This window comes from Cohnella hongkongensis (assembly GCF_042654645.1).
GTDB classification, from domain to species: Bacteria; Bacillota; Bacilli; order Paenibacillales; family Paenibacillaceae; genus Cohnella; species Cohnella hongkongensis.
Window position 1 is genome coordinate 467,710 of the sequence record NZ_JBHSEP010000001.1, and the last position, 24,210, is coordinate 491,919.

The following is a 24,210-nucleotide window of genomic DNA, read 5'->3' on the forward strand; positions in this document are numbered from 1 at the left end:
AGGCGCGGTCTTGTCGTTCAGCCCTGATCCTTCAACAGCCGCTCCCCGGCGATTCCCGGCGTCGTCATCTGGATCGGATCGAGAATTTCGTCCATTTCCTTCGCGGTCAGCAAGCCTTTCTCCAAAATCAGCTCCTTGATCGTCATGCCGGTCTTCATCGCCTCCTTCACGAGCTGCGCCGCCACGTCGTAGCCGAGATGCGGGTTCAGCGCGGTGACGATGCCGAAGCTTCTGTCGACGTAGGCCTGACATCTGGCCCGGTTCGCTTCCATCCCCTCGAGCGCGAACCGGTTGAAGACGTCGAGCGCTCTTTGCAGCACCTGCAAGGACTGCAGCAGATTAAAGGCGATGACAGGTCCCATGACGTTCAGCTCGAACTGGCCCGCTTCCGAAGCCATGCAGATCGTATGATCGTTGCCCATCACCTGGAACGCGACCTGGTTGACGACTTCCGCCATCACCGGATTGACTTTGCCCGGCATAATCGACGAGCCCGGCTGCCTCGGAGGGAGGAAAAGCTCGTTCAGGCCGACGTGCGGTCCCGAAGCCATAAGGCGAATATCGTTGCAAATTTTCGACAGGTTGACGGCGCACACCTTCAACGCCGCCGACAGCTCCGTGTAAGCGTCCGTGTTCTGCGTCGCGTCGACCAGATCGGGCGCGGAGCGAACCGGGATGCCGAGATCCTCGGCCAAGCTTTCCACGACCAGACGAATATAGTCGGGCGTGGCGTTCAGGCCCGTGCCGACCGCCGTCGCGCCCATGTTGACCACAAGCAGCCCCTCGGAGGCGCGGCGAATGCGTCCCATATCCCGCTCCAGCACTCTGGAGTAGGCGCCGAACTCCTGGCCCATACGAATCGGCACCGCATCCTGAAGATGGGTTCTTCCCATTTTGATCACATCGTCGAACTCCGCTTCCTTGCGAACAAATCCTTGACGCACCTCTTCCATCGTATTCAGCAGCTGCTCGGTCAAACGGTGGGCCGCGATGCGAAGCGCGGTCGGAATGGCGTCGTTCGTCGACTGCGACATGTTGACGTGATTGTTCGGACTGCAATGGAAGTAATCCCCCTTGGGGCGTCCCATCAGCTCCAGCGCCCGATTGGCCAGCACCTCGTTCATATTCATATTGATCGAAGTGCCTGCGCCCCCTTGTATCGAATCGACGATAAACTGGTCCGACAGGCTCCCGCCCGCGACCTCTTCCGCCGCCTGCACGATCGCTTGTCCGATCTGCGCCGGCAGCCTCCTCAGCTGCAGGTTCGCCAGAGCCGCAGCCTTCTTCACCCGCGCGAGCGCGATCACCAGCTCGGGATGAACCGGGACCCCCGTAATCGGAAAATTCTCTACCGCCCGCAACGTCTGAATTCCGTAGTACACCTCTTCGGGAACTTCCTTGCTGCCGATCGAATCTTTCTCCAGTCTTCCGGGCATCTCTCTTCTCCTCCCTGCATCGCTTGTATGGTTTGGTCTCCCCTTTATTGTACACCAACAAGCGATGGATAGCCGAAACCAGGCAATAACGCCTTCGGCGTCCTCTAGACGCATAATCGCGTAAAAAAAACGGACTCGATCGTTCCCCCGCTTAGCGAGGAGCGATTCGAGTCCGCCCGTTCGTTCGGTTACTCTTCATCTTCCGTGGCGCGCATCTGCGCTTCCCATTCTGCGCGTCGCTTCTCTTCGAGATACTCCTGCGTCATCCGGTCGCGAGCCCGGCCCTTCTCCTTCAGCCGCTCGATTCCCGGCTGAATGAGCAAGTCCACTTCGGCCTGCACGATGGCGACGAGATCGTAACGCTTCTGCGTTTCGAGATAAGCGCCCACTTCCATCAGCGCGTTGTAACGGTCCAGTTCGTCTCGCGTCAACAGGCCCCGCACTTGCACGCTGCAATGTCTCATTACAGGAATTTGCCCTTGCGCAGCACGAGCGGAATGCCGCCGATAATGAACAAATAGCGAAGGTCGATCAGCTTCTTCAGCCATGCGGCCGTACGACCTTTGTACTTCTTGCCGAACGCCAGCCCGATCGCCTCGCCCTTGCCGAGCGAAGCCACGGCGCCTTTGTTATGGAACACGAACGGCTTAAGCGGCTGGTTGCGAATGGCCGCCACCAGATTGTGAGCGCAGTTGACGCCCTGCTGCATCGCGATCTGGGCCGTCGGCGGATAAGGCCGCCCGCCGTCCGGGTTAAATACCAGCGAGTTGTCGCCCAGAACGAACACGTTCTCGTGACCGGGAGCGCGCAGAAACTCGTCGACCTTCACGCGGCCTCTCATCGTCTCGAAGCCCGCTTCCTCGATAAGACGGTTGCCGCGAATGCCGCCCGTCCAAATAACCGTCTGCGACTTGATCTCCTCGCCCTCGCCGACGATAACGCCGTCCGCCGTGCACTCCTTGACGGCCGTGCCGATGCGGAACGTCACGCCTTTCTTCTGAAGCACCTGCATCGCGTATTCGACCAGCTCCGGATCGAAGCCCGGAAGAGCTGTCGGCGCCGCTTCGATATTGATGATTTTAACGAGCGACTGGTCGACGTCGAACTGCTTGCACAGCTCGGGAATGCGATCGGCCAGCTCGCCGATGAATTCGATGCCCGTGAAGCCGGCTCCGCCGACGATAAACGTCAGGTAGTCGGTACGGTGCGGCTCGCGCTTAAAGCGCGCGAATTGATACTCGATATGCTCGCGAATAAGCCGAACGGAGTTGATGCTGCGAATGTTGAACGCATGCTCGACCATTCCCGGGATGCCGAACGTTTCCGGTTCGCCTCCGAGACCGATAATCAGATAATCGTAAGAGAGCGTTCCGTCTTCCAGAATGACCTTGCGGTCCTGCGGGCGAATCTGCACGACCGTCGACTTGACGAAGTCGATCTTGAACTCGTCGATCAGCTTGGAAATGTTGACGCGCGCGTTCTCCGGGTTGTCCGTACCGGCGGCAGGCATGTGCAGGTGCGTCGTAATGTAGTGATAGTCGTGCTTGTTGACGAGAGTGACATCCGCTTCATTATAATTCAATTCCTTCTGCAGCCGGAGCGATGTCAACACACCGCCATAGCCTGCGCCCAGAATGACGATCTTAGGTATACTGCTCATTGATGATCCCATCCAATCCCTTTGTGTGTTAGTCTTGTGAAATTTTACACAATCTCTTTCGCTAAAACACTTAATCGAAACTCTAGAGTAGATCATAGCGGCTTTTCCAACAATTTTCAAGGTTCATTCTTACGAATATATTTGGGCATCTCTACAAAAAGCTTTCTTCTCCTTGTCGACAAGTTTATAATGAAGACGTTTAGCGACCGCTAATCGACATCAATTTACGGAGGTGTCACACTTGGATTCCAGCCATTCGCCAGTCGTCGACGTCGCGATTATCGGGGGAGGACCTGCCGGGATGTTCGCGGCGTTCTACGGCGGCATGAGGAAAATGTCCGTCAGCCTGATCGAAAGCATGCCTCAGCTTGGAGGCCAGCTTGCCGCTCTGTATCCCGAGAAATATATTTACGATGTCGCGGGATTTCCTAAAGTCACCGCGCAGGAGCTCGTCAACAATCTAAAAACCCAGCTGGAGCTTTTCAAGCCCGGCGTTTATTTGGAGCAAAAGGTGTCGAAAGTAACCAAGATCGAGGAACGCCTCTTCGAGATTGTTACCGATAAAGCGGTTCACCATGCGCGATCCGTCATTATTACGGCGGGCGTCGGAGCTTTCGAGCCTCGCCGGCTGGAGCTGCCCGAAGCCTCCGTCTACGAGAAGACGAATCTGCACTACTTCGTCAGCGATCTGGAGCGGTTTCGCGGGCAGAAGGTGCTGATCAGCGGAGGAGGAGACTCGGCGCTCGATTGGTCGCTCATGCTCGAGCCGATCGCAGAGAAGGTGACGCTCGTCCATCGCCGGGACAAATTCCGCGCCCACGAGCACAGCGTCGAACTGTTGAAGAAGTCCAGTGTCGAAGTCGTCACGCCTACGGAGATTACGGGGCTGTACGGAGAAGGCGTGATCGAGCGGGTGACGCTGACCGACGTCAAATCGGGAGCGGTCATCGAGCGCGAGGTCGATGCGGTGATCGTCAACTTCGGATTCGTCAGCTCTCTCGGCCCGATTGCGGAGTGGGGCTTCGACATCGAAAGCGGCTCGATCGTCGTCGATTCCCGAATGGAAACGAGCATCCCCGGCATTTTCGCCGCTGGCGACATTACGACCTATCCGGGCAAGCTGAAGCTGATCGCCGTCGGCTTCGGAGAAGCGCCGACCGCCATCAACAACGCCAAGGTCTACGTCGATCCGGAAGCCAAGCTGTCCCCGGGACACAGCAGCAATATGAAATTTTGAACCGGAACGCGATCCTGTGCAACAATAAGGGCATCCTATCTTAGGAATACCGGTACAGCCGGCCTAAGGAGGATGCCCAATTTGATATGTCCGGTCTGCAACGCCTTAAGCCCCCTAGAGATTTCTTGTCCGAATTGCGGTTCCGCAGCCGAAGACGAAGGTCGTGCGAGCGATTGGAGCGGTCCCTATTCTCCCTACGAACCCGAACTCGCGGCCCTCGAAGCTCCCTCCGGAGCCGAAAGGACGACCTGCCGGCATATCGTCCGCTGCGACGGCTGCCCCTATGAATTCACGGTAGAAATTGCCTTGTGGCATATCTAGACGATCCTTTCTTCGGGGACCGACAGCTTTCTTCTCCGGATTTCCGTCCGCAGCAGGCGCACGAATTCCCTATCCAGCTGCATGCGCAGCGCGCTGCGATAAGCGTCCAACAGCAGTTCGTCGGTTAACGTTGGCAACATGACCCACACCCTCTCCTTTGGTTTGTGTAAGGCATCATAGCATGCCTTGCGCCGGGTGGACAAGCCGACAATTATCCACAAGGAGGTGTGTGTAACTTGTGTGCATTTTGTTGAAATCTGCCAGTAACCCTTGATTTATCGGTGTGTATATTGTGGATGAAGTTATGCACAGTTTTTTCGGCGGTTTATCGATAAACAACTTTCATGACCGCAAAATATTCTATTACGGCTTTCTATAGAAAATGTTGTCGGTTTCTCTCTATTACTGCGGTCGAGTATTGACCTCCAGCATCCAAATATGTCCCTTACGGTCGATGCCGTAATCGTAGCCCAGCTGCCCGATGCCCGGATACCGGCTTTCAAGCAGCGCCGTTGAGGCTTTCGTCAAATGCCGCATTTCGCGTTTTTTCTTTCTGACAAGCTTCGCGGACAACGAGCGCCGAATGCCTTGAGCGGCGGTCATCAGCGTGCCCCCGCGGCACAGGTTCGTCACGAACAGCCCCGGTCTCGCCAGCCTCCCCACCATCGACCGATATCTCCATGTGCCGTTCTCCTTGACGTATTTTACCCGATAATCGATCGGTCTTCCTCCGATCGTCGCAAGCCGGATTCCTTTTTGAATCAAATAAGCTCTCTTCAGGCGCGTAGCGTTCAATGCCTTCATCAGGCCCCCGAATGTCGAGAACGTTCGTTTGCTGGACCTATGCGTCATTTTGTAGGACGAACCGAGCTTTTCGATTTTGATTATGCCGATTCCCCCGCCGCCTCGGACCGGCTTGACGACGACCATGCCGTACCGGTTGATCATGGTGCGCAAGTTCGCCGCGTTCAGCAGTCTGGAAGGCGGAATATGTCCGGCGATATAAGGATTCGAGCGCAAGGCGTTCGTCTTCACCCACTTGTTGGCCAGCTGCCGGCTAATCGTTACCTCCATATGACGGCTCCTTTCCTGAGGGTATGATGTATATATACTCGTTTCTCGGGACAGGTTCTTGGATAGATGACGCCGGAGATTCGCCTCTATTTGCCAAGCAGCCAATAGATTTCGCGAATCGGACGGACCGAATGCGGGAAAAGACGACATGAGGCCGGCTTTCCGGGCATACGGATAGAGGGAGGATGAATCGGGGGGGTGAATGCGGATGGGCGGTACGGAAAGGAGGCGGCCGCTCTTGCGATGGGCGGCTTTATGGGGAAGGCTAACGAACGGTTGGCGGACGGCGGCATTCCCGCCGGAGCCGCCGGCGGAGAGGCGAACGGCAGCCCGCTCGTCCGAGAGCGGAGAGCCGCCGGGAGCGGCAGCGACGGATACGCCGGAGAGCGGACAGGCTAACGGCGCCGAAGCGGACCGAGCGCTCGACGACGACCTTCGCCTCCTGCGGGACGTCCCGATTCCCGAGGAAGCCGAAGAGCTTAACGCACTCAGCACGAGCACCCTCGATCGGATCGGTTATTTGTGCACCTTCAATCTTCGGGGGAACGCCAAAGAAGCCGGCGACTACTATCGTCGGGCTTTCCGGCAGCGAAGCTTCGAATACGCCGAATATACGGACGGATCGACCGTCAATTTGATGGGCGGCAACGACACCTATAGTCTGCTTGTCGGGATATTCCCGAATGAAAACATATCGGAACGAGTAACGGTGACGCTGACTTACGGCGTCAAGAAAGCGAATTAAGCGCGTCTTCTGCCGTCAGCTGTGCACCGAGAAGTTCTTGGCGCGCCGGGGGCGATAGACGAACGCATGGCCCTTGCTTGACGTTCTGGCAGGCTTCCGGCACTTCTCGTAGCGGTTAAGCTGCTCGTCGAGCAGCTGAGAAATCTCCAGCACCCTCGAATTGCGCATGTCCGCTCCATTCTTGACGTAGGCCAGAATCATCTCGTTTCTCAAATTTTCGATATTTCGTTTAATCACCTTCAGCTTCAATTCGCGAAATTCCAACTTTCATCCCTCTCCCAATGGCATTTCCTTTTTCCATATCATGTTATAACTTATCATAAAACGAAAGTTTTTGGAAAGTTCCACAAAAAATATTAAGCAATTGTTAGTGTTTTCGTCAAGATCAAATCTATTTTCTCAAGCATAAACGGCTTACGCCGTCCTTGGGACCGGCGAGATAACGTTTATGTCGGAGGTGATTCAGATATGGATTCAAGCAAAAACGCCTTCGGCGTCCTCTAGACGCAGAATCGCGTTTTTGCCGGAGTTGATTGAGAAAAGGATAGCAATTTTATAATTTCCGAATCACCAAGCAAAAATGGCCTCTTCACGCTATCGTCGCAGACGACATCGCCATAGAGGCCTTATTCCTATGCATTCATGGGTTAACCTTTGTATCACGCCGAGCGGGCTAACGCGCAGCGACCCGGATTAGCAAGGATCGGCAGCCGGATTGCCCGCATCGGTCGCCGTTCTGAAGCTGCTGCCGCAGCCGCAGGTGACGGTGGCGTTCGGATTGTGGATCGTGAAGCCGCCTCCCATGGCGGATTCCTTCCAGTCGATCTCCAGGCCGCGCAAATATTTCATGCTGTCGCTGTCGACCACCACTTTTACGCCGCCGATCTCCATCTCGCTGTCGCCTTCATGGATTTCGTCGTCGAAGCCCATGCCGTATGAGAAGCCGCTGCATCCGCCTTCCTGGACTCCGATGCGCAGAAACAAATTCGGAATTTCCTCCGCGGCAAGCATTTCCTGTATTTTCTCCGAAGCCGATTCGCTGATATTCACCATTGCAGGTTCCCCTCCTTGACTTGCTGTTCTCCTCCTCAGTATACTCCAGAGAACCTCAAGCCTCAAGAGAGGCATCGCCCGCAGTCTGCTGCGGGATCGCTTTCAGCTCGATGCGGCAGCGGAACTGTCCGCCTTCGTTCAGCAGAAAGTCCGCCAGCCGGCGAAAGACGAAGGCCAGCTCTTGCCCGGTCGACTCCGTATCGAGCGTATAGCGGAATTGATCCGCAGACGGACCGCGCACGGAGCCGCTCTGCTCGGAGCCGAGCGCTCCCGCGGCCTGCATTCTCTTCCACTCCTTGGACGGCTCGAACTTGTCCGACCGGCGCACGATCTGTTCGTAGATGCGCTGCTTCTTCAGCCACATGTAATATTGAATCGGATTGTTCAAGTTCCAAGCCTGGCTCAAATCCTTGATCGTATAAGCCGCCCGATATTGCTGCAGCGTTTGAATCTTCTGGGATTCTTCCATTTTCTCCAGCTCGCTCAGTGGCAAAATCTCCGGTTTCAGCTTCACGCACCGCCTCGTTCATCAATTTACTTTTACATTAACCATAATTTTCTTATTATTCAAGTTGATTCCCTATTTTGCCAGAGTTTATACGTTTTCTATTTCCAGTTGCCGTAAAACAGGTTCGGGTTTATAATATTACCAGGTTGTTAACCATTACCTTTATTGATTTATTGGAAAGTTATTTTTTTCACAAATATGTGATAAGGGAAAGTAGTTCGATGATCCTTCATCGCGCTGCTTTGTCATTTCATTACGGCTGGAGGCGCATGCCATGACTCTCGTTACGACGCACCCCGACCGCCAAATGGCGGAAATCGCCGACAAAGTCCGGAACGGCGAACGATTGACTCTGGAGGACGGCGTATTCCTCTACCGCTCGGAAGATCTGCTCACGATCGGGCAATTGGCCAACGAAGTGAATTTGAAGAAAAACGGCAAAAAGGTTTATTTTATCGAGAACATGAGCCTTTACTTTACGAACGTCTGCGAAGCGCGCTGCGCGTTCTGCAACTTCCGCAAGGACGAAGGGCAGGAGGGCGCTTATACGCTGTCTCCGCAGGAGATGATCGACTACGTCGAGCAGCATATCCATCCGGGCGTGCGCGAGTTCCATATCGTAGGCGGACATAATCCGCACGTGCCTTTCGAGTATTACGTCGAGTCGATTCGGGCGCTGAAGATCCAGTATCCGAACGTCACGATCAAAGCCTACACGGCTGCCGAGATCGATTTCTTCTCCCGCATCTCCGGCCTGTCGTACCGCCAGGTGCTCGAGCGGCTTATCGAAGCCGGCCTGGAGACGCTGACGGGCGGCGGCGCGGAAATTCTGTCCGATCAGTACCGGAAAAAAATGCGGGTGACGAAAGCCAACATCGAGCAGTATTTAGACGTCCACCGGACGGCTCACGGCCTCGGCCTGCGCACGCACACCACGATGCTGTACGGCTCCGTGGAGTCGCTGGAGGAACGCGTGCAGCATATGCTCCACATTCGGGAGCTGCAGGACGAGACGAACGGCTTCCAAGTGTTTATTCCGCTGTCGATGCAGCCGATCAGCCCGAAGGCCAGCATCCGCCGGCGCAATTCCGCATTCGACGATCTGAAGGCGATCGCGATCAGCCGTCTCCTGCTGGACAACATTCAACATATTAAAGCCTATTTCATCAATATCGGCACGCAGCTGACGCAAGTCGCGCTGACGATGGGGGCTTCCGACGCGCACGGCACGATCGTCCGCGAGAAAATCAGCCACGCGGCGGGAGCGCTAACTCCGTCCGGCATTACGCGAGAAGATCTGGTATGGCTCATCAAGGGCGCCGGAAGAATTCCGGTGGAGCGCGACACCTTCTATAACGAGATTAAACGATACGAATAATTCAGAGTTCCCCGTCGGGTAGACGGGGACTCTTCTGTGTCATACTAAAGATAACAGACATCAAAGGAGACCAGGTATGAGCAAGGTCGTAATTCTAGGCGGCGGGTACGGGGGGATGATGGTCGTTCAGGAGCTTCTGGAGCAGATCCCGGGCGACAAGGAGATCGTTCTCGTCGAACGCATGCCTTATCAAGGCTTAAAAACGGAGTATTACGCGCTCGCCGCAGGCACCGTATCCGATTTCGAAATCCGCGTCAACCATCCCGTTCATCCGCAACTAAGAATGGTTTACGGCAATATTACCGACATCGACTTGGATAACAAAGTCGTTCGCGTCTCCAACCGCGATCCGATCGCTTACGATTCCCTCGTCGTCGCGCTCGGCTGCACGGACAACTACCACGGCATTCCCGGAGCGGCCGATTACGCGTGCAGCATCCAATCGCTCTCCTCGACCCGCCGCACGTTCCAGCAGATCAACGACATTCGCCCTTACGGCCAGCTGACGATCGTGGGCGGAGGGCTGAGCGGCGTCGAGGTGGCCGCCGAGCTCAGGGAGAGCCGGGCGGATATTAACATTCGCATTCTGGATCGCGGCCACAGCGTCATGTCCGCATTTCCGGGCAAGCTGCAGGAATACGTCGCCTCCTGGTTCCGCCAGCACGACGTGGAGATGCGCTCTCACATCGGCATTACCTCGCTGGAGCAAGGCGTGATTCATAATGGCTCCGAGCCCATCCTGACGGACGTGACCGTCTGGACCGCCGGCATTCAGCCGGTCGAGCTCGTTCAGCGGATGGCGCTTCCGAAAGACCCGCAAGGACGTCTGATCGTGAACGAATATCACGAACTGCCCGATTTTTCCCGCGTCTACGTCATCGGAGACTGCTCCAGCCAGCCGTTCTCCCCAAGCGCGCAGCTGGCCGGGGCGCAGGGCAAGCAGGTCGCCGAGGTCATTCTGGCCCGCTGGCAGGGCAAGGAGCCGAGACTTGGCCGAATCAAGCTGAAGGGAGTTCTCGGCTCCCTGGGCAAGAAAGCCGGCTTCGGACTGATGGGGGCAACGCCGCTGCTCGGCCGCATTCCCCGCATGCTCAAGAGCGGGGTGCTCTGGAAAAGCAAACGGCATTTCGGCTGATGGCGGTCGGTCCGCGGATCAGAGATCGTCCAGCAGCTTATCCAGGGCGATCCGTTCCTGCTCCTGCTTGCGAATTTCTTCCAGCACCAGCTCGTACAGCTGTTCGGCCGTCTCGGCCACGACGCTCTCTCCGTTCACCAGCGCGTACGGAGACAGGAAGCACTCGCCGCAGTTGCCGAGGCATCCGTACTCGATGACTTCGGTATCCGGCAGCTCTTCGAGCTTCTTCAACGCTTCGTCCGTCCCGTGTTGGGCGTTGCTGACGCAATACTCCACGACGTTCATTCGTTTCATTTCCTTTCCGGTTGTGAAAAATGCTAAAGTTGGTCGGTTTGAAAATGGATCTATTTGTACTATAATAGACGTTAGAAAGGAGTGGATGATCATGAGTACAAATGCTCCAAGCATGTACGATGAAGTGAGCGACGTTCTCGACAAGCTGCGTCCGTTCTTGCAGCGCGACGGAGGAGACGTCGAGCTCGTCGACATCGAAGACGGCGTCGTCAAGCTGCGTCTTATGGGCGCTTGCGGCAGCTGCCCAAGCTCCACGATCACGCTCAAAGCCGGGATCGAGCGCGCATTGCTGGAAGAAGTCGAAGGCATTCAGGAAGTCGTTCAAGTGTTCTGATTTTCCTTCATAGGGAAGCGTAGAAGGTCCTGCCGTCCGGCAGGACCTTTTGTCATCGCTTCAGCATCGTCCGGATCGGATCCAGCCCGCCGGACACGTCGATCGTGTTGCCCGTGATGAAGTCCGATTCGGGCATGCACAGAAACGCGATCATTCGGGCGACGTCCTCGCCGCTGCCCGGTCTTCCCCGGGGCGACTCGTCGTCCATCAGATGGACGACGTCGGCGATGCTTTTCTCCTTGTTGTCGCCGCGAATGTCTCCGGGACAGATCATGTTCACCGTAATGCCGCTGGCCGCTTCCTCCACCGCGAGCGTCTTCGTAAACGAGACGAGACCGACCTTGGCCGCCGCATATACGGCTCGATGAGGCCAAGACCTCGCCTCGGAGGCGTGGCCGAAGCCAAAATGGATAATTCTCCCCCACTGTCTGGCCCGCATGCCCGGCAGCACCCGATGGTCCATCAGCATCGTGCCGACAAGGTTGCCGTTCATCAAATAATGGATATCGTCCGAGGAATAATCCGCAAACAAGCGCCGTTCCCGAATGAAAGGTCCGGCGTTGTTGACGAGAATGTCGACGCTTCCGAACCGTCTCTCCGCTTCTGACACGAGGCGCTCCGAGTCGGCAGCGATCGCGATATTCGCCTGAATCGCGTACGCCTTGCGGCCCAAAGCTTCGATCTCTTCGACAAGCCGCTCGGCTTCGTCCCGGCTGTTCACGTAGTTGATGGCCACGTCGCAGCCATGGCTTGCCAGCTCAAGCGCCGTCCGGCGCCCCAGTCCCTTGGCGCTGCCGGTCACCAGCGCCGTTCTGCCCAACAGCTTCACTCGGTTTCCCTCCGTCCCGTTGTCCGCTTACTCCATACGGCGCAATTCGCCGCACGCATATCGAAAGGCGACATGCAGCGAGTCCCGAACCATAGCCCAGCCTTGGTCCAGATCCTCCATATTGGAGCCGAGATCCTCGAGCGTTCTTCGCTCGCCGTCGTAGGCCAGGCTTTGCTGCAGATCGTCTCTCAACTCGGCGTTCATCTGGTGAATCTCCGTGTTCCTTCGGCTGCGCAGACGGCTCATCGCCGCCTGATGCCGCTCCTTGATTTCGTTCAGCGGCTTCATCAGCTCCGTATGGAGCCCATTCTGACGCATATTCCTCAGCACCGTAAAATAGGAATAGCGGGACTTGATTCGCTCCGTCCGTAGGGCCAGCAGCTGATTCAACAGCGTTCCCAGCTTATCCAGCACGGCGAAAAAACGAATGTAGGCGTTTTTGTCGAAATATACATGCCTTTCGTAGCTGGTTCTCTCCTCCGGCGTGAACGCCTCAAGCCGGGAATGCCCGATTTGCAAAGCGTACTTCTTGGCGGCGTAGCAGCTTTGCTCCAGCTCGTTCATCGAGCGCAGCAGACCTTCCGCCCAAATCTCGAACGTCCGGCATTTCTTCGCATGTTCCGGCCGGCGATCCGCAAGCTCGGAGCAGCGGCGGGCGAACGCTTCGATGGAACGGACCGTCTCCAGCGACCTGCCCGTCCACTCGCGAGGTGTTTCCCCGAATAGAACTCTAAGCATCGGCGCTCCCCCCAGCATCTCGCATCTTGTCCCATTGTAACGCAAAAGAGACGACTCGCTCAACCGAACGCGGAAGGCTTCCCTGTTTCGCCTCACGCCTGCAGATCCCATCGGTCAGCCTTAGAAGTATCGATCAACTTGGAATTTGGGCGCTCTTGTTGTTCCTTATCCTGTTTGCAGCGTTATTGGGTATGCGATCGGTGGTATGCGATCGGTGGTATGCGATCGGTGGCATGCGATCGGTGGCATGCGATCGGTGGCGCCCATCCTCTCGGCAACGTCTAACGGTTGCAGTGGCGCTTAATCGATCGTTTTCCCGAAAAAGGAAAAGCTAACGGTTGCCACCGCGCTTATTTGGGGGTGATCGAGCGAAACGGCGCGTTTTCGGCGGAAATAGCCGCTGCTGCAACCGTTACAACCTCCGTACTGCGAAAATGGCACAATTAGCGGCTCTGGCAACCGTTACGTTAGTGGGGTGGCGTAGGCGCGGGTTGGTGGGCAGCGTAGGATGGTGGGCTAGCGGGGGTTGGTGGGCAAGCTTAGGTTGGTGGGCTAGCTGGTGGGCAAGCGTAAGTTGGTGGGCAGCGTAGGTTGGTGGGTTAGCTGGTGGGCAAGCGTAAGTTGGTGAGCAAGAGTAAGTTGGTGGGCAAGAGTAAGTTGGTGGGCAGCGTAGGATGGTGGGCAAGCGTAAGTTGGTGGGCAAGCGTAGGTTGGCCTGGACTGGCGGTGGTTGGCGGGGGTAGTTGACTGGCCTAGGTTGGCGAGGGTTGGTGGTTGGCGCGAGTTGGCCTTTGTTCGCGATGGCCGTCGGGACTCCGCCGGCAACTGGGACGATTCCTGCAAGGCCGCTTTTTAACCGTTGCCTAGCCTGACAACATTGATGTCCCCCCATGGAATGGTCTTCCCCGGATCGGAGCGGATGGCTGCCTGCAGCGGTCTGGCGGACGGTTATGCGACAGCTCCGACGGGCAAGTCATGGAAAAAAACCGATTGCTATAAAAAAACGCTAACGCTCGCATAGGCAAGGTTAGCGAAATAAGAGCTTGCGTTCGGCCAACCGCAACATGCCGAACTTGTCAGTCCCGCTTCCTCCGTGCGGAAGCAATCTCGGCTTCCGGACGGCCGTAAACGAAATTCCCGTTCACCATCGTCCAGCCGACCGAGCGGTTCGGGCGCAGCTGGACCAAATCCGCCTTCATTTCCTCGGCGATCCGGCCCGTGTGCGGATCAAGTCGAAGCAGGGCGGCCGGATTGGCGGAAGCCATGCCGGAGGCGTCGGCCAGCGATACCCGATGATGCGCCACCATTCTGCGGAACGCCTCGTCCAACGTTAGCAGACTGCCGGCCAGCGTTCCGTCTTGAAGTCTGGCCTCCCCTTTCACGACCTGAACGGGAAGTCCGCCGATATCGTACTCCCCGTCGCCCAGACAGGCGGCTCGCATCGCGTCGGTGATCAGCAGCAGCTTGCCGGCCCCTTTGCTGGCGAGCGCCAAATCGACGACGCCCGGATGAAGATGGATGCCGTCCACGATGAGATCGGCCGTTACCGCCGCGCTGCCCAGAGCGAAAGCGACAATTCCCGGTTCCCGGTGATGCAGCGGGCGCATCGCGTTAAACAGATGCGTCACGTGAGACACGCCCCACTCCGTCGCTTTCTCCATATCGCGCCACGTGGCGTCGCTATGTCCCGCCGAGACGACAACGCCCCTCCGAACGGCCTCCTGGATAAGCTCTTGCGCTCCTTCCAGCTCCGGGGCGAGCGTAATCATCTTAACCGCGCCTTCCGCTCTCTCGCACCAGCGGACGAACTGCTCCATGTCCGGCAGCCGGACGCCATCCTCGCGATGCGCGCCCCGAAGCTTAGGGTTGAGGAAGGGCCCCTCCAAGTGAATGCCCAGCGCCGCCGCCCCGACTTTGCCGTTGCGACCGGATTTCATATATTCAACGACCGCGTCGATCGCGCGATCCGTAGCGTCCGCCGATTGGGTAACCGTCGTAGCCAACCACCCCGTCGTTCCTCTAGCCCCGTGCGTACGAGAGATGGTATCCAACGCGTCGGAAGAGGCGTCCATCACATCCGCACCCCCGCCGCCGTGAACATGAACGTCAATAAATCCCGGAAAAATGACGCCTTCAGCCTCCTGCTCTTCGCGGTTCGAAAGCGCATGGAACTCGCATCGAACGATCGTGCCGTCCGCAATCGCAACGACGCCTCTCTTCACCTGTCCTTCGGGCGTCAAGAAGTGCCCTCTCAGTTCATTCTCCATCGTGTTCGTTCCTTTCCGTAAGAGATGCTTCCATCGCTAGAGAAAGACCAGTCTCAGCGCGCCCAGCACGCCGGCTTTCTCCGATAACTTCGCCGCCGCTACGGGAACGTCTCTCGCCGACGGAGATCCGTACCGTTCCATCGCGCTGCGCAGGGAAGGCATCATCCTGTCGAGCTGCAGCGATACGCCGCCGCCGATCAGCACCAGCTCGGGATCGAATACGCTCGCCAGGTTGGCTACCGCTCCTCCGATGCAATAACCGATCTGATGGACCAGCTCCAGCGCCTCGGGATGCCCGGCGGCCGCTCTGTCGAACAGCTCTCTGCCGCTCAGCGGCACGGACAGCCGGGAAGCGCGCCGGTGAATGCCCGTTCCGGACACCATGCGCTCCAGCCAGCCCTGCTCCGGATCGCCCGAATCGGTCATATCCATCGTCAGCCAGCCCATCGAGCCCGCCGTCCCGTTCGCCCCTCTCAGCACTTTGCCGTCCACCATAATGCCGCCGCCGATCCCTGTGCCCAGCGTCAGCATGACGACGGATTGGCGGCTCCGTGCGGCCCCGAGCCACTGCTCTCCGTAGAGCGCCAGCTGACCGTCGTTCTGCAGCCGCGCAGGAATCGCCCAGCGCTCGTCGGCATGCGCCCCCAGATCCAGGCCGTTCAGCTCCGGAAGATTGGGAACCCATTGAACGAGCTTCTCCGACACTCTCCCGGGCAGTCCGATTCCGACTCCGTAAGGAGTGCCCATGCCCTGCCTGAACGAAGCAGCGGCGAAATGCCCGACCAGCTCGTCCAACTGACGGAGCAGGCCGCTGCGCGTTTTTTCCGTGTCGAGCTTGACCTCTTCGATGATCGTTCCCTGCTCCGTGGCCAGAACGGCCCATATTTTCGTTCCGCCGATATCGATTCCGATGCCCGTTTTCAACACTTCCATCCCTATCCCTTCATTCCCGTCATCGTAATGCCTTTGATGAAATACCGCTGAAGCAGGACGAATACGATCAGCGAAGGAATGACAATGATCGTCGAGCCGGTCATCATCATATTCATGTTGGCTTGGGAGCTGTAAGCGTTGCGCAGCATGTTGATGCCCAGCGGCAGCGTATTCATCCCTTCGTCGCTCACGACGACCAGCGGCCAGAGGAAGCTGTCCCATTGGTAGACGAACGAGAAGATGGCCAGAGCGGCAAGCGCCTGCTTCTGCAAGGGAAGAATCATCGACCAGTACACTCTCCATTCGGAAGCTCCGTCGATTCGCGCGGCCTGAATCATCTCGTCCGGGATGCCCGACGTAAACTGCCGCATGAGGAAGATGCCGAAGCCCGTTACGATGTTAGGCACGATGAGGCCTGCGTAGGTGTTCACCCATCCGAGTTCTTTAATGATAAAAAACAGCGGAACAAACAGAACGAAAAACGGGATCATCATCGTCGCCAAAATGAGCATGAACAGCACCTCTCGGCCCTTGAACCGGTATTTGGCCAAGGCGAAGCCCGCCATCGAGCTGGTGAGAAGCACGCCAATGACGATCAGGACGGTGACGATCAAACTGTTGACGTACATATTCCCGAGCGGAATGACCGACCAAATGTCCTTGTAGTTATGCCATTGAGGGTTTTCGGGAAACCACGTAATCGGGACGTGAATAATTTCCTCGGCCGACTTGATGGAGGAAAGAAGCATCCATACGAAAGGGAACGCCATAAAACAACCGAAAACGGCCAAGGGAATACAAATCAAAGTTTGCTTAAGCGCCGGTCTCACGTCTTCCCCTCCTATTCTTGTTGCTGCCGCATCATTTTAAGCTGAACGATCGAGAACGCGATGACCAGAATGAACATAATGACGGACATCGAAGCCGCTTTGCCCATGTTCAGAAACTCGAAAGCCGTCTGGTAAATATAAAGTCCAAGCACGTTGCTCGAATCCATCGGCCCTCCGTTGGTCATGACGTAAAATTGGGTAAAAGCCTGAAACGCATTAATCGCCACCATGACAAAGACGAACACCGATGTCGGCTTGAGCAGCGGAATCGTAATCGAGATCAATCTTCTCCACGCCCCCGCTCCGTCGATCTTCGCCGCCTCGTAGTAATCCTCCGAGATGCCTTGCAGGCCGGCCAGATAAATGATCGCATGGTACCCGATTCCCTGCCACAAGGAGACGATGACGATGGACACAAGCGACAGCCTGGTGCTCATGATCCAGCCCTGCGGAGCGAAGCCAAGCGCTTTCAGAAGCTCGTTCAACGGCCCGTAAGTCGGGTCGAATATGTACTGCCAGACGAGCGACATGGCGACCGCGGAAGTAATGACGGGAAGAAAAAACAACAGCCGCCAGAACCAGGGCACGACTTTAACCTCGTTTAACAAATAAGCGGCGCCCAGCGCCAAAGCTGGCATGAAGATCAGATTGGCCAAGACGAAAAGAAACGTGTTGGTCAGCGCCTTCAGGAATCGGTCGTCGCTCATCAGAACCGCATAATTGCTCAGTCCCGAGAAGGGAGCTTCGATCGCGGGGCCGAGAAGATCCCATTGATGAAAGCTTAAATACACCGTGGCGAGCAGCGGGAACACAAAAAAAATGGCGAAAAAGAGCAAGGTCGGACCGAGAAACAGCAGCACGGCGGCTCCGTTCGTTTCCTTGAGCTTCCTGCCGCGCCTTCTAGGTTCTTCGATCGTGAGTTCCATCCTGTCCCCTCCAAGTCGTATTTAAAGATCAAGCGTACGGAATGCAGCTTGCTCCATCCGTACGCTTGAGGTCACCTTATCTTCCCAGAATGCTGTTGATCTCCGCGACGGCTCCTTTGGAAGCATCCTCAGGGCTTGAAGCGCTGAAGATCAAGCCTTCGATTTTTTTCTGCAGGGCAGTCGTTATTTCCGAAGCGCCCTTCACGATCGGGAACGGCTTCGCTTGGTGCAGAAGTTCGATGTACGTCTTCATGAAATCGTCCCCCAGCGCCTCCCGGTTCGCCTCCTGGTCGCTGCTCCGGCTTGGGATAATGCCCTGGGAGAGCAGCCAATCCCCCTGTACGGAGGACTTGCCTTCGGCCTCCGGCGAGTTCACCCATTGGAGAAACTTCCAGGCTTCCTCTTTGTTCTTGCTGTGAGAGCTTACCGAGTACAGCCACGAATAGAATACCGATACGGAGTCTGTGCCCGACGGGCCGACAGGGATCGGAGCGGTGGCCACGTTCGCGTATTTGTCGCCCATCGTCGCTTGAAGACTGCTCTTCCACCAGTTCGCCATAATGATCATTGCCGTTTTTTCCAGCTCGAAGTTGTTCATGTAGGCGCCGGTCGTGCTTGCGTTGGCCGGACTCATTTCCCGGTTCGTCGACTGGGAGTCGATCAGCTGGCTGTAGAGCTCGAACGTTTGCAGCGCTTGGGGGCTGTCCAGCTCCGCGGCTTTGCCGTCCGCTGCAAGAAAATTGCCGCCGTTAGAGTGGAGCAGCGTTAGAAACGGATGAACCGTTCCCGAATCCCAACCCGTAATGACGCCGAACCCCTGCTGCACGATTTGGCCGTTTTCGATTTTCGTCAGCCGCTTGGCGTAATCGAGCAGCTCGTCCCATGTTTTCGGCGGCGCCGCAATCCCCGCCTCTTCGAACAGACGCTTGTTGTAGTTCAGCGCATAGGCGGTCAGCTCGGTGGGATACCCGTAGATTTTGCCGTCGATGCTGACCGAGTCCTGAATGTTCTGGCCGTATCCCGCCTGGATGTCGGCAAGGTAGTCGCCGGCGGCCGGATCGATCGATTGGCTGCTCGTCAGCTCGGGGAGCCAGGCGCTGTAGATATGATAGATGTCCGCGCCTTCCCCGGAAATGTTGGATACCGTAATCTTCTTGAGCAGCTCTCCGAACGGAACGTTCTGAAGCTCGATCTTGACGTTCGGATGGATCTGCTCATAAGCTTTGACTTGGTCAAGGTAAGCTTTCGAGTTCGCCGCATCCCAGTGCGTCAGAATTTTCAAAGTCGTTGTCCCGGCAGAGTTGGTCTTGGAGGTCGATTCGCTATTCGCGGGCGAACTGTCGCTGCTGTCGGATCCGGAGGAGCACCCTGCCAGCACCGTTAGAAAAGCAAGCATCGCTAGCCATGATTTCTTCATCGAACGTTCACCTCTCGTGGATAGGATCTAGGTTCTGGAGTTGGTCTCCTTCACTCGGGCTCGGAACTCGATATTGACTTCGTCGTTGTGCGTCTTCGAAATGCCCTGGACGTTCGGAGAAGCGAACGGCTTGACGAAATAGCCCTGTTGGGACAAAATCGCGGCCGTCTCGGCCACCAGCGATTGGACGATCAAGACGACCGATACGGTGGAGGTGCCGCCGACTTTGCCGACGACGCCTTCGATCGGAACGACGGCATCCTCGGACGATACGCAGTTGTCGATGACGATATCCGCCACATCGCCGATTTTCTGTCCGGAAGAATGCGTAGCGGGGCGATTGTTATGGTTGTCCAGGCTTGTCACGGCGATCACGAACAGACCGTCCCTCTTGGCCGCTTGCGCGACTTCGACAGGGGCCGCGTTCTGGCCGCCATGGGAGAATACGATGCATACGTCTTGGGGATTCCACTGATTGTGACGCAGAAAGATGTCGGCATAGCCTTCTTGGCGCTCCAGCCAGATCAACTCCTCGGCGCCGCCGAACCCGCTGACCGTCGTCCACATCAAGCGGGGATCCATGATCGGGTACCAGCCGACATAACCGCCGTAACGGGGGAAACAATCCATCGTCGGGATGACCGAGTGGCCGCTCCCGAACATCCGCACCCAGTTGCCGCTCTTAATCGCCTCGGCGCATTTTTCCGCCGCTTTTTTGATCGCGTCCTGTTGACCGTTCAAACGTCCGAGCAAGCTTTGAACTTCGTTTAAGTAAGTCGTCGATGACATCTTCGAATTCCTCCTAAGGTGTGGGCTTCATTATGGCATGATCGGTGCCGCTAGAGGCGCCGCATTACTTGCTTAACTTTACCGAGAGCACATATCTGTCGCCGCGAAGAACGGACTCCGTATATTCGAACTTCTGCTTGTTGGCGAGGCTGGACACTCTGACGCTGAATAGAGCCGGAAATTCCGGAGAGACGTTCAGCATCCGAACCTCTTCCTCCTTGCGAAGCACCATGACGCGGTAGTGCTCCTCCGCTTCGGCCATCTCCGCCTGATACTCGTCCCGGAGCAATTCGTAGAGCGAATTGTTTCCCAAGCCCTTCTTGTCCAGCTCGGGAAATATTTTTTCGGGCAAATAGGCGTACTGCACCGCCATCGGTTCCTCGTCCGCATAGCGGATTCTTTTGATTTTCCAGGTCATGTCGCCTTCCGACAGCTCCAGGCTCTGCATGATTTTCTCGTTGGGAACGACAAGCTCGATTCCGATCAGCTCGGTGCGCGTCCGGTAGCCTCGACTGACCATGTCCTCCGTGAAGCTGATCAGCGTCGTTAACCGGTGCTCTACGCTTTTCTTCTCCGCCACGAACGTTCCTTTTCCTTGAATGCGATAGAGCGTGCCTTCCTGCACCATGCGCTGGATGGCGTTCGTAATCGTGATTCGGCTGACCCCGAGATCTTTGGCCAGAAGCATCTCGGACGGAATCTGCTCGCCGGTCTTATAACGGCCTGAATCAATCATCTCCGTTAAATAATCGATGACCTGCGCGTACAAGGGCATATAACTGGAATGATTGATTTTGGACATTGTTTCACCTCCCATTAGACCTGTTGATATATCAACAGGTCTATATTACCACGAACTCAAAGAGAATGTAAACCGTTGTGTCAGGAAATTTAACGGGACTTCGATTTTTTTACGATCGGTCAATAGGGTTCGAGCAACGGAAATGTATTTAAGCTGTTCACTCTGGATCAGACCGGAAGTACTGCTAACGGACCTGCTGCAATAAAAATAAAAAAAGCTCTCCGCAGCCCTAAAGCCGCTTGGAGAGCTTTGTCTTCCGACGTTATTTCATCGATTGCCTCATTCGAATCGCCAGCAGCACGAGCATGCTGAACAGCGCCGAAATGATAATCGTATGCAGAAGACCCGTAAACACATAAGTGTTCTCGTCGGTGAACGTGAACGAAAGCAGACCGCCGCTCAAAATCTGCAGAACGACGAGGATCAGCGCTTTATGCCCGATCGAAGCCAGCTCCGACGACGGACCGGCCGCCTTGCGAACCCGATAGACGACGATGGCGATGAGCACGAACAGCAGAAGCGCGGCCAGCCGATGCGCGAAAGCGACCGCCGTCGCCCCGGACAATTCGGGCACGATCTCGCCGTTGCAGAGCGGCCAGCCTTCGCACGCCCCTCCGGAGCTCGTGTGGCGAATATAAGCGCCGAGATAGACGACGCCGTAGCAGTAAACGATCAAGGCGATCATGCCCTTGTACAGCGCTGCGGGAATGGAAAGGGCCGAGCCTCGTCCGACCGGACCGGCGGCTGGGCCGGACGACTCGGCGGATTGCCTCTTGACGAGCTTGTACAGCAGCCAGGTGCAGGTAAAGGCGAACAGCGAAATGCCGAAGTGCAGCGCCATGACGATCGAAGACTGCTCCCACTTGACCGCCATAGCGCCGAGAATGGCCTGAATGACGGTAAACAGCAGCGCCCCGCCCGCGTAGAGCAGATTCTCGCGCTGGCGGGCCGGCTGCCAGAAGCGCGTGATCAGGTAGGTGGCCCCGACGAGCAGGCCGACGATGCCGCTAACCATGCGATGGCTGTACTCCACCATCGATTCGACCGTGTAGGCGGGTACGAATTTACCGTTGCAGAGCGGCCAGTCGGTGCCGCATCCGCGTCCGGAATCGGTATTGGTCACGAGCACGCCCGCGATTAGAACGAGAAACATGCCGATACAGGTCCATAAAGCGAATAATCGATATCTTTTGAAGGTCATCCGTATCCCCGATTTCATGTGAATGTTGGCTCAAGGTGCCCGTTCCCATTATACCGAACCTCCCAGGGTAAAACCATGTTCATAATGTGAACATTGGAAAAGGCCGCCCCTCTCGGGACGGCCCATCGATCAGCCTGCGATCGCGTCGGACGTCTGTACCGCGCGGTCGAGAAATTGCTCGATCTCCTCGCGCGTCTTGCGCAGCTTGCTGACGAACCGGACCAGCTCGCGGCCTTGGCGGAAAGCGATAAAGCTCGGAATGCCCAGAATGTTCAACTCTCCGCACAGATCCGGCAGATCGTCGCGGTCGATCTCGATCAGCCTCAGCCGATCCGAGTAGGCCGCCTCCACGTCGCCGATGAACGGATCGATGAAATGGCAGTCCTTGCACCACGTCGTCTTGAAAACCGCTACCGTCAGCCGGTCTTCGGCGATCAGCTCGCGGAACGCTTGCTCGTTCGATATTTTTTGCATAGGTCCCTCCTGTTGCCTGCCTTGGTGTTTATTATAGCGGCTTTAAGCTTCCAGGACAAAAGAGACCTTGCCGAATGCTTACAAATCCCGCTCCACCGCCAAAATCAGTTCTCCGTCCTCCAGCTCCGAGATCCCGTATTCGGCCCCAAGCAAGCCGAACAGGTCGTCGGCCGAGACGTACATGAAATCTGCGTCGTTCACGACCGGGTGCGACAGCTTGACGGCCTCTCCGTTAACGATCGCCTGGTCGGAGCCTTTGCGAAGCGTAATCGACGTCCCCGTCGCGCGGTCGTAAAACTGGACTTCCAGGCTGCCTTCGGCAGGCAAGCTCAGGTTCGGGCGGATGCCGAGCTTTCTAAGCGACTCGCGAAGAGGAACGAAAGCTTGGCCGTCCTCCACGTAGAACGGAATCCCCCACTCGCTGCTCAGCTCGAAGCTCTGATCGTCGATCTCGAAGTCGTTCTTCAGCAGATCGTAGATCAGCGAATCCGATTCGAACAGCTGGACGACACGGTAAGCCTCGTAGCCGTCCAGCTCCTGCAGCCCCAACGCGTTGGCCGGCACTTGCACGTCCGGGATTTCCACCGCGCCGTTGACGTTCCACATTTCGCTGCTCGCCCGAACCTTCACGGCGCGAATCGGGCTGCCCTCCTCTGCGAATGCGGCCGGGGCGATCGTCGCCGCGAAGTCGGACTTCCGAAGCTGGAGCGAGCCGTCCAAATACAGATCGGCCTGAATCGTAATGCCCTTGTCGAAGATTTGCTTCCATTCTTCCTCTTCCTGATATTCCTTCAAGTCCGCCAGCACATCCTCCAGCTCGGGAATCAGGCTCTCCACGGCAAAGTCGGCGAACTCCTCGGCGTCGATCTCGCCCGACGGCGGCAGCCCGAGCTGCAATTCGGAAGCGTGCTCGCTCAGCCATTCGAACACGGCGACGACGGCCGCCCGGAAGCCTTCCTTGTCCTGAATCAGATTTTCCAGATAGACGGGGATCAGCTGTCCCAGCTGCTCGCCGTTAAGCTCCGCGTGAACCTTCGTCAAGCTTTCCGGCACGCCGTTAATCGTCTCGTTCACCTGGTTCACGGTAACGACGGGAGGATTCGGCAGTCCCTGGACGAAATAGGCGCCGACCTTCTTGGCGAGCTCCCGCACCGATTCGGTCAGCTCCTGCTGCAGCTCCAAGCTCGGCATCGCTTCTTCCCCGAGCGAGCTTTGCAGCTCCGCAAGCGACAGGACGAACGGCCTCTTCGCGCCGGCGACGTCGAGCCGGAACGTCTGCCTGTCCGCGTGAAGCGTAAACGGAATGCTTCCCTTGCCGAGCGTCAGCGCTCCCTCCATCCACTGATGGCCCTTCTCGTCCACTTTGGAATGGGAGACCTCCAGCTTGACGGCGCGCAGAAGCTCGACCGCTTTTCTGACCTGCTCGTCTTCGAGCTCGAGCAATTCCTCGTTCAACTCGATTTCCAGCTCCAGAGACATCGACTGCTCCTGATGAGAAACGTCCAGCTGCTTCATCAGCATATCGTTCAGGTTAAGTCCCCCGACCGATTGGCAGCCGACGATAACGGACAAGATTAATGCGCATACTACCCATCTCAATTTCTTTAACGCTTTGATGTTCACGAATGATTTCCCTCCTGTAAAAAGTGCTTGCCGGCGGCTTAGGTCAAGTTTTTCGGCTTCATTTACTTCGACGCCCGATTTGGAAAATCCTCCCCGAGTTCTCGATGTCGTTCGAAGGAGGGATGTGCTATCGGCACGATCCAGCATCTTCTCGCCGCATGGGCCGGCAAAGCCGACAGCCTGTGGCATTCCCGGCGCCTGACCCG

Annotated in this window: 26 protein-coding genes; 5 read left to right on the top strand and 21 right to left on the bottom strand. The window is 56.8% G+C overall.

Going from position 1 to position 24,210, the window contains the following annotated elements; all coding sequences use genetic code 11:
• Positions 1 to 17: 17 nt before the first annotated feature.
• The 3 genes from aspA to ACFO3S_RS02120 form a co-directional block, all read right to left on the bottom strand.
• A complete protein-coding gene (aspA, locus tag ACFO3S_RS02110) occupies positions 18 to 1,436 on the bottom strand; it encodes an aspartate ammonia-lyase (protein ID WP_378091723.1) in 1,419 nt (472 codons plus the stop codon).
• Positions 1,437 to 1,624: 188 nt separating this feature from the next.
• The gene (locus ACFO3S_RS02115) at positions 1,625 to 1,900 is read right to left on the bottom strand and encodes a hypothetical protein (protein WP_378091725.1); all 276 of its coding nucleotides are present in this window, start codon (positions 1,898 to 1,900) and stop codon (positions 1,625 to 1,627) included.
• Entirely contained in the window at positions 1,900 to 3,096 is a 1,197-nt protein-coding gene (locus ACFO3S_RS02120; protein WP_378091727.1) for an NAD(P)/FAD-dependent oxidoreductase, read from the bottom strand. Before ACFO3S_RS02120 ends, ACFO3S_RS02115 begins: the two co-directional genes overlap by 1 nt.
• 241 nt (positions 3,097 to 3,337) lie before the next feature.
• On the opposite strand from ACFO3S_RS02120, the gene ACFO3S_RS02125 reads away from it, so the two are divergent.
• The gene (locus ACFO3S_RS02125; protein ID WP_378091728.1) at positions 3,338 to 4,333 is read left to right on the top strand and encodes an NAD(P)/FAD-dependent oxidoreductase; all 996 of its coding nucleotides are present in this window, start codon (positions 3,338 to 3,340) and stop codon (positions 4,331 to 4,333) included.
• Positions 4,334 to 4,650: 317 nt separating this feature from the next.
• Here the strand turns inward: ACFO3S_RS02125 and sda are convergent, their stop codons facing one another.
• Both sda and ACFO3S_RS02135 read right to left on the bottom strand, forming a co-directional pair.
• Positions 4,651 to 4,794 (bottom strand): sporulation histidine kinase inhibitor Sda, encoded by a 144-nt coding sequence (gene sda / locus ACFO3S_RS02130; RefSeq protein WP_378091730.1) that lies wholly within the window; start codon positions 4,792 to 4,794, stop codon positions 4,651 to 4,653.
• 262 nt (positions 4,795 to 5,056) lie between these two features.
• On the bottom strand, positions 5,057 to 5,728 hold the full coding sequence (locus ACFO3S_RS02135; protein WP_378091732.1) for a YheC/YheD family protein: 672 nt from the start codon (positions 5,726 to 5,728) through the stop codon (positions 5,057 to 5,059).
• Positions 5,729 to 5,966: 238 nt separating this feature from the next.
• On the opposite strand from ACFO3S_RS02135, the gene ACFO3S_RS02140 reads away from it, so the two are divergent.
• Positions 5,967 to 6,473, top strand: a complete 507-nt coding sequence (locus ACFO3S_RS02140; RefSeq protein ID WP_378091734.1) for a hypothetical protein — start codon at positions 5,967 to 5,969, stop codon at positions 6,471 to 6,473.
• Positions 6,474 to 6,488: 15 nt separating this feature from the next.
• Here the strand turns inward: ACFO3S_RS02140 and ACFO3S_RS02145 are convergent, their stop codons facing one another.
• The 3 genes from ACFO3S_RS02145 to ACFO3S_RS02155 all read right to left on the bottom strand — a co-directional run bounded on the left by ACFO3S_RS02145 (position 6,489) and on the right by ACFO3S_RS02155 (position 8,040).
• Positions 6,489 to 6,737, bottom strand: a complete 249-nt coding sequence (locus tag ACFO3S_RS02145; protein ID WP_378091736.1) for a Spo0E family sporulation regulatory protein-aspartic acid phosphatase — start codon at positions 6,735 to 6,737, stop codon at positions 6,489 to 6,491.
• Between the two features lie 429 nt (positions 6,738 to 7,166).
• Complete coding sequence (gene erpA, locus ACFO3S_RS02150; protein ID WP_378091738.1) at positions 7,167 to 7,526, bottom strand: iron-sulfur cluster insertion protein ErpA; 360 nt, start codon at positions 7,524 to 7,526, stop codon at positions 7,167 to 7,169.
• A 55-nt stretch (positions 7,527 to 7,581) separates the two neighbouring features.
• Entirely contained in the window at positions 7,582 to 8,040 is a 459-nt protein-coding gene (locus ACFO3S_RS02155) for a hypothetical protein (protein ID WP_378091740.1), read from the bottom strand.
• Positions 8,041 to 8,308: 268 nt separating this feature from the next.
• Here ACFO3S_RS02155 and mqnE point away from each other — a divergent pair, with 268 nt between their 5' ends.
• Both mqnE and ACFO3S_RS02165 read left to right on the top strand, forming a co-directional pair.
• A complete protein-coding gene (gene mqnE, locus ACFO3S_RS02160) occupies positions 8,309 to 9,412 on the top strand; it encodes an aminofutalosine synthase MqnE (protein WP_378091742.1) in 1,104 nt (367 codons plus the stop codon).
• 76 nt (positions 9,413 to 9,488) lie between these two features.
• Entirely contained in the window at positions 9,489 to 10,547 is a 1,059-nt protein-coding gene (locus ACFO3S_RS02165; protein ID WP_378091744.1) for an NAD(P)/FAD-dependent oxidoreductase, read from the top strand.
• Positions 10,548 to 10,565: 18 nt separating this feature from the next.
• On the opposite strand, the gene ACFO3S_RS02170 is transcribed toward ACFO3S_RS02165, so the two are convergent.
• Positions 10,566 to 10,832 (bottom strand): YuzB family protein, encoded by a 267-nt coding sequence (locus ACFO3S_RS02170; RefSeq protein ID WP_378091746.1) that lies wholly within the window; start codon positions 10,830 to 10,832, stop codon positions 10,566 to 10,568.
• Positions 10,833 to 10,932: 100 nt separating this feature from the next.
• Between ACFO3S_RS02170 and ACFO3S_RS02175 the strand changes: the two genes are divergently transcribed.
• Positions 10,933 to 11,175 carry a NifU family protein gene (locus ACFO3S_RS02175; protein ID WP_378091748.1) on the top strand — a complete coding sequence of 81 codons (243 nt, stop codon included), beginning with the start codon at positions 10,933 to 10,935 and terminating at the stop codon, positions 11,173 to 11,175.
• 52 nt (positions 11,176 to 11,227) lie between these two features.
• Here the strand turns inward: ACFO3S_RS02175 and ACFO3S_RS02180 are convergent, their stop codons facing one another.
• From ACFO3S_RS02180 to ACFO3S_RS02235, 12 genes are all read right to left on the bottom strand, one after another.
• Positions 11,228 to 11,998, bottom strand: a complete 771-nt coding sequence (locus ACFO3S_RS02180; protein WP_378092234.1) for an SDR family oxidoreductase — start codon at positions 11,996 to 11,998, stop codon at positions 11,228 to 11,230.
• A 33-nt stretch (positions 11,999 to 12,031) separates the two neighbouring features.
• Positions 12,032 to 12,742 carry a Cthe_2314 family HEPN domain-containing protein gene (locus tag ACFO3S_RS02185; RefSeq protein ID WP_378091750.1) on the bottom strand — a complete coding sequence of 237 codons (711 nt, stop codon included), beginning with the start codon at positions 12,740 to 12,742 and terminating at the stop codon, positions 12,032 to 12,034.
• 1,076 nt (positions 12,743 to 13,818) lie between these two features.
• Positions 13,819 to 15,009, bottom strand: a complete 1,191-nt coding sequence (gene nagA / locus ACFO3S_RS02190; RefSeq protein WP_378091752.1) for an N-acetylglucosamine-6-phosphate deacetylase — start codon at positions 15,007 to 15,009, stop codon at positions 13,819 to 13,821.
• Between the two features lie 36 nt (positions 15,010 to 15,045).
• Positions 15,046 to 15,942: an ROK family protein gene (locus ACFO3S_RS02195; protein ID WP_378091754.1), complete on the bottom strand. Its 897-nt coding sequence runs from the start codon at positions 15,940 to 15,942 to the stop codon at positions 15,046 to 15,048.
• Between the two features lie 2 nt (positions 15,943 to 15,944).
• Complete coding sequence (locus ACFO3S_RS02200; RefSeq protein WP_378091756.1) at positions 15,945 to 16,772, bottom strand: carbohydrate ABC transporter permease; 828 nt, start codon at positions 16,770 to 16,772, stop codon at positions 15,945 to 15,947.
• Positions 16,773 to 16,783: 11 nt separating this feature from the next.
• Entirely contained in the window at positions 16,784 to 17,698 is a 915-nt protein-coding gene (locus ACFO3S_RS02205) for a carbohydrate ABC transporter permease (protein ID WP_378091758.1), read from the bottom strand.
• Positions 17,699 to 17,774: 76 nt separating this feature from the next.
• On the bottom strand, positions 17,775 to 19,115 hold the full coding sequence (locus tag ACFO3S_RS02210) for an ABC transporter substrate-binding protein (protein ID WP_378091760.1): 1,341 nt from the start codon (positions 19,113 to 19,115) through the stop codon (positions 17,775 to 17,777).
• 27 nt (positions 19,116 to 19,142) lie between these two features.
• The gene (locus ACFO3S_RS02215) at positions 19,143 to 19,904 is read right to left on the bottom strand and encodes a sugar isomerase domain-containing protein (protein ID WP_378091762.1); all 762 of its coding nucleotides are present in this window, start codon (positions 19,902 to 19,904) and stop codon (positions 19,143 to 19,145) included.
• A gap of 64 nt (positions 19,905 to 19,968) precedes the next feature.
• Complete coding sequence (locus ACFO3S_RS02220; protein ID WP_378091764.1) at positions 19,969 to 20,706, bottom strand: GntR family transcriptional regulator; 738 nt, start codon at positions 20,704 to 20,706, stop codon at positions 19,969 to 19,971.
• A 262-nt stretch (positions 20,707 to 20,968) separates the two neighbouring features.
• The gene (locus ACFO3S_RS02225) at positions 20,969 to 21,907 is read right to left on the bottom strand and encodes a COX15/CtaA family protein (protein WP_378091766.1); all 939 of its coding nucleotides are present in this window, start codon (positions 21,905 to 21,907) and stop codon (positions 20,969 to 20,971) included.
• Positions 21,908 to 22,036: 129 nt separating this feature from the next.
• A complete protein-coding gene (locus tag ACFO3S_RS02230; RefSeq protein WP_378091768.1) occupies positions 22,037 to 22,381 on the bottom strand; it encodes a thioredoxin family protein in 345 nt (114 codons plus the stop codon).
• 78 nt (positions 22,382 to 22,459) lie between these two features.
• Complete coding sequence (locus tag ACFO3S_RS02235) at positions 22,460 to 24,004, bottom strand: stalk domain-containing protein (RefSeq protein ID WP_378091770.1); 1,545 nt, start codon at positions 24,002 to 24,004, stop codon at positions 22,460 to 22,462.
• Between the last annotated feature and the right edge of the window lie 206 nt (positions 24,005 to 24,210).

Excerpts from the sequence above, each read along its gene's own strand:
- aspA (WP_378091723.1), bottom strand. The coding sequence starts at position 1,436 with ATGCCCGGAAGACTGGAGAAAGATTCGATCGGCAGCAAGGAAGTTCCC.
- ACFO3S_RS02115 (WP_378091725.1), bottom strand. The coding sequence starts at position 1,900 with ATGAGACATTGCAGCGTGCAAGTGCGGGGCCTGTTGACGCGAGACGAA.
- ACFO3S_RS02120 (WP_378091727.1), bottom strand. The coding sequence starts at position 3,096 with ATGAGCAGTATACCTAAGATCGTCATTCTGGGCGCAGGCTATGGCGGT.
- sda (WP_378091730.1), bottom strand. The coding sequence starts at position 4,794 with ATGTTGCCAACGTTAACCGACGAACTGCTGTTGGACGCTTATCGCAGC.
- ACFO3S_RS02135 (WP_378091732.1), bottom strand. The coding sequence starts at position 5,728 with ATGGAGGTAACGATTAGCCGGCAGCTGGCCAACAAGTGGGTGAAGACG.
- erpA (WP_378091738.1), bottom strand. The coding sequence starts at position 7,526 with ATGGTGAATATCAGCGAATCGGCTTCGGAGAAAATACAGGAAATGCTT.
- mqnE (WP_378091742.1), top strand. The coding sequence starts at position 8,309 with ATGACTCTCGTTACGACGCACCCCGACCGCCAAATGGCGGAAATCGCC.
- ACFO3S_RS02165 (WP_378091744.1), top strand. The coding sequence starts at position 9,489 with ATGAGCAAGGTCGTAATTCTAGGCGGCGGGTACGGGGGGATGATGGTC.
- ACFO3S_RS02170 (WP_378091746.1), bottom strand. The coding sequence starts at position 10,832 with ATGAACGTCGTGGAGTATTGCGTCAGCAACGCCCAACACGGGACGGAC.
- ACFO3S_RS02175 (WP_378091748.1), top strand. The coding sequence starts at position 10,933 with ATGAGTACAAATGCTCCAAGCATGTACGATGAAGTGAGCGACGTTCTC.
- ACFO3S_RS02185 (WP_378091750.1), bottom strand. The coding sequence starts at position 12,742 with ATGCTTAGAGTTCTATTCGGGGAAACACCTCGCGAGTGGACGGGCAGG.
- nagA (WP_378091752.1), bottom strand. The coding sequence starts at position 15,009 with ATGGAGAATGAACTGAGAGGGCACTTCTTGACGCCCGAAGGACAGGTG.
- ACFO3S_RS02195 (WP_378091754.1), bottom strand. The coding sequence starts at position 15,942 with ATGGAAGTGTTGAAAACGGGCATCGGAATCGATATCGGCGGAACGAAA.
- ACFO3S_RS02205 (WP_378091758.1), bottom strand. The coding sequence starts at position 17,698 with ATGGAACTCACGATCGAAGAACCTAGAAGGCGCGGCAGGAAGCTCAAG.
- ACFO3S_RS02210 (WP_378091760.1), bottom strand. The coding sequence starts at position 19,115 with ATGAAGAAATCATGGCTAGCGATGCTTGCTTTTCTAACGGTGCTGGCA.
- ACFO3S_RS02215 (WP_378091762.1), bottom strand. The coding sequence starts at position 19,904 with ATGTCATCGACGACTTACTTAAACGAAGTTCAAAGCTTGCTCGGACGT.
- ACFO3S_RS02220 (WP_378091764.1), bottom strand. The coding sequence starts at position 20,706 with ATGTCCAAAATCAATCATTCCAGTTATATGCCCTTGTACGCGCAGGTC.
- ACFO3S_RS02225 (WP_378091766.1), bottom strand. The coding sequence starts at position 21,907 with ATGACCTTCAAAAGATATCGATTATTCGCTTTATGGACCTGTATCGGC.
- ACFO3S_RS02230 (WP_378091768.1), bottom strand. The coding sequence starts at position 22,381 with ATGCAAAAAATATCGAACGAGCAAGCGTTCCGCGAGCTGATCGCCGAA.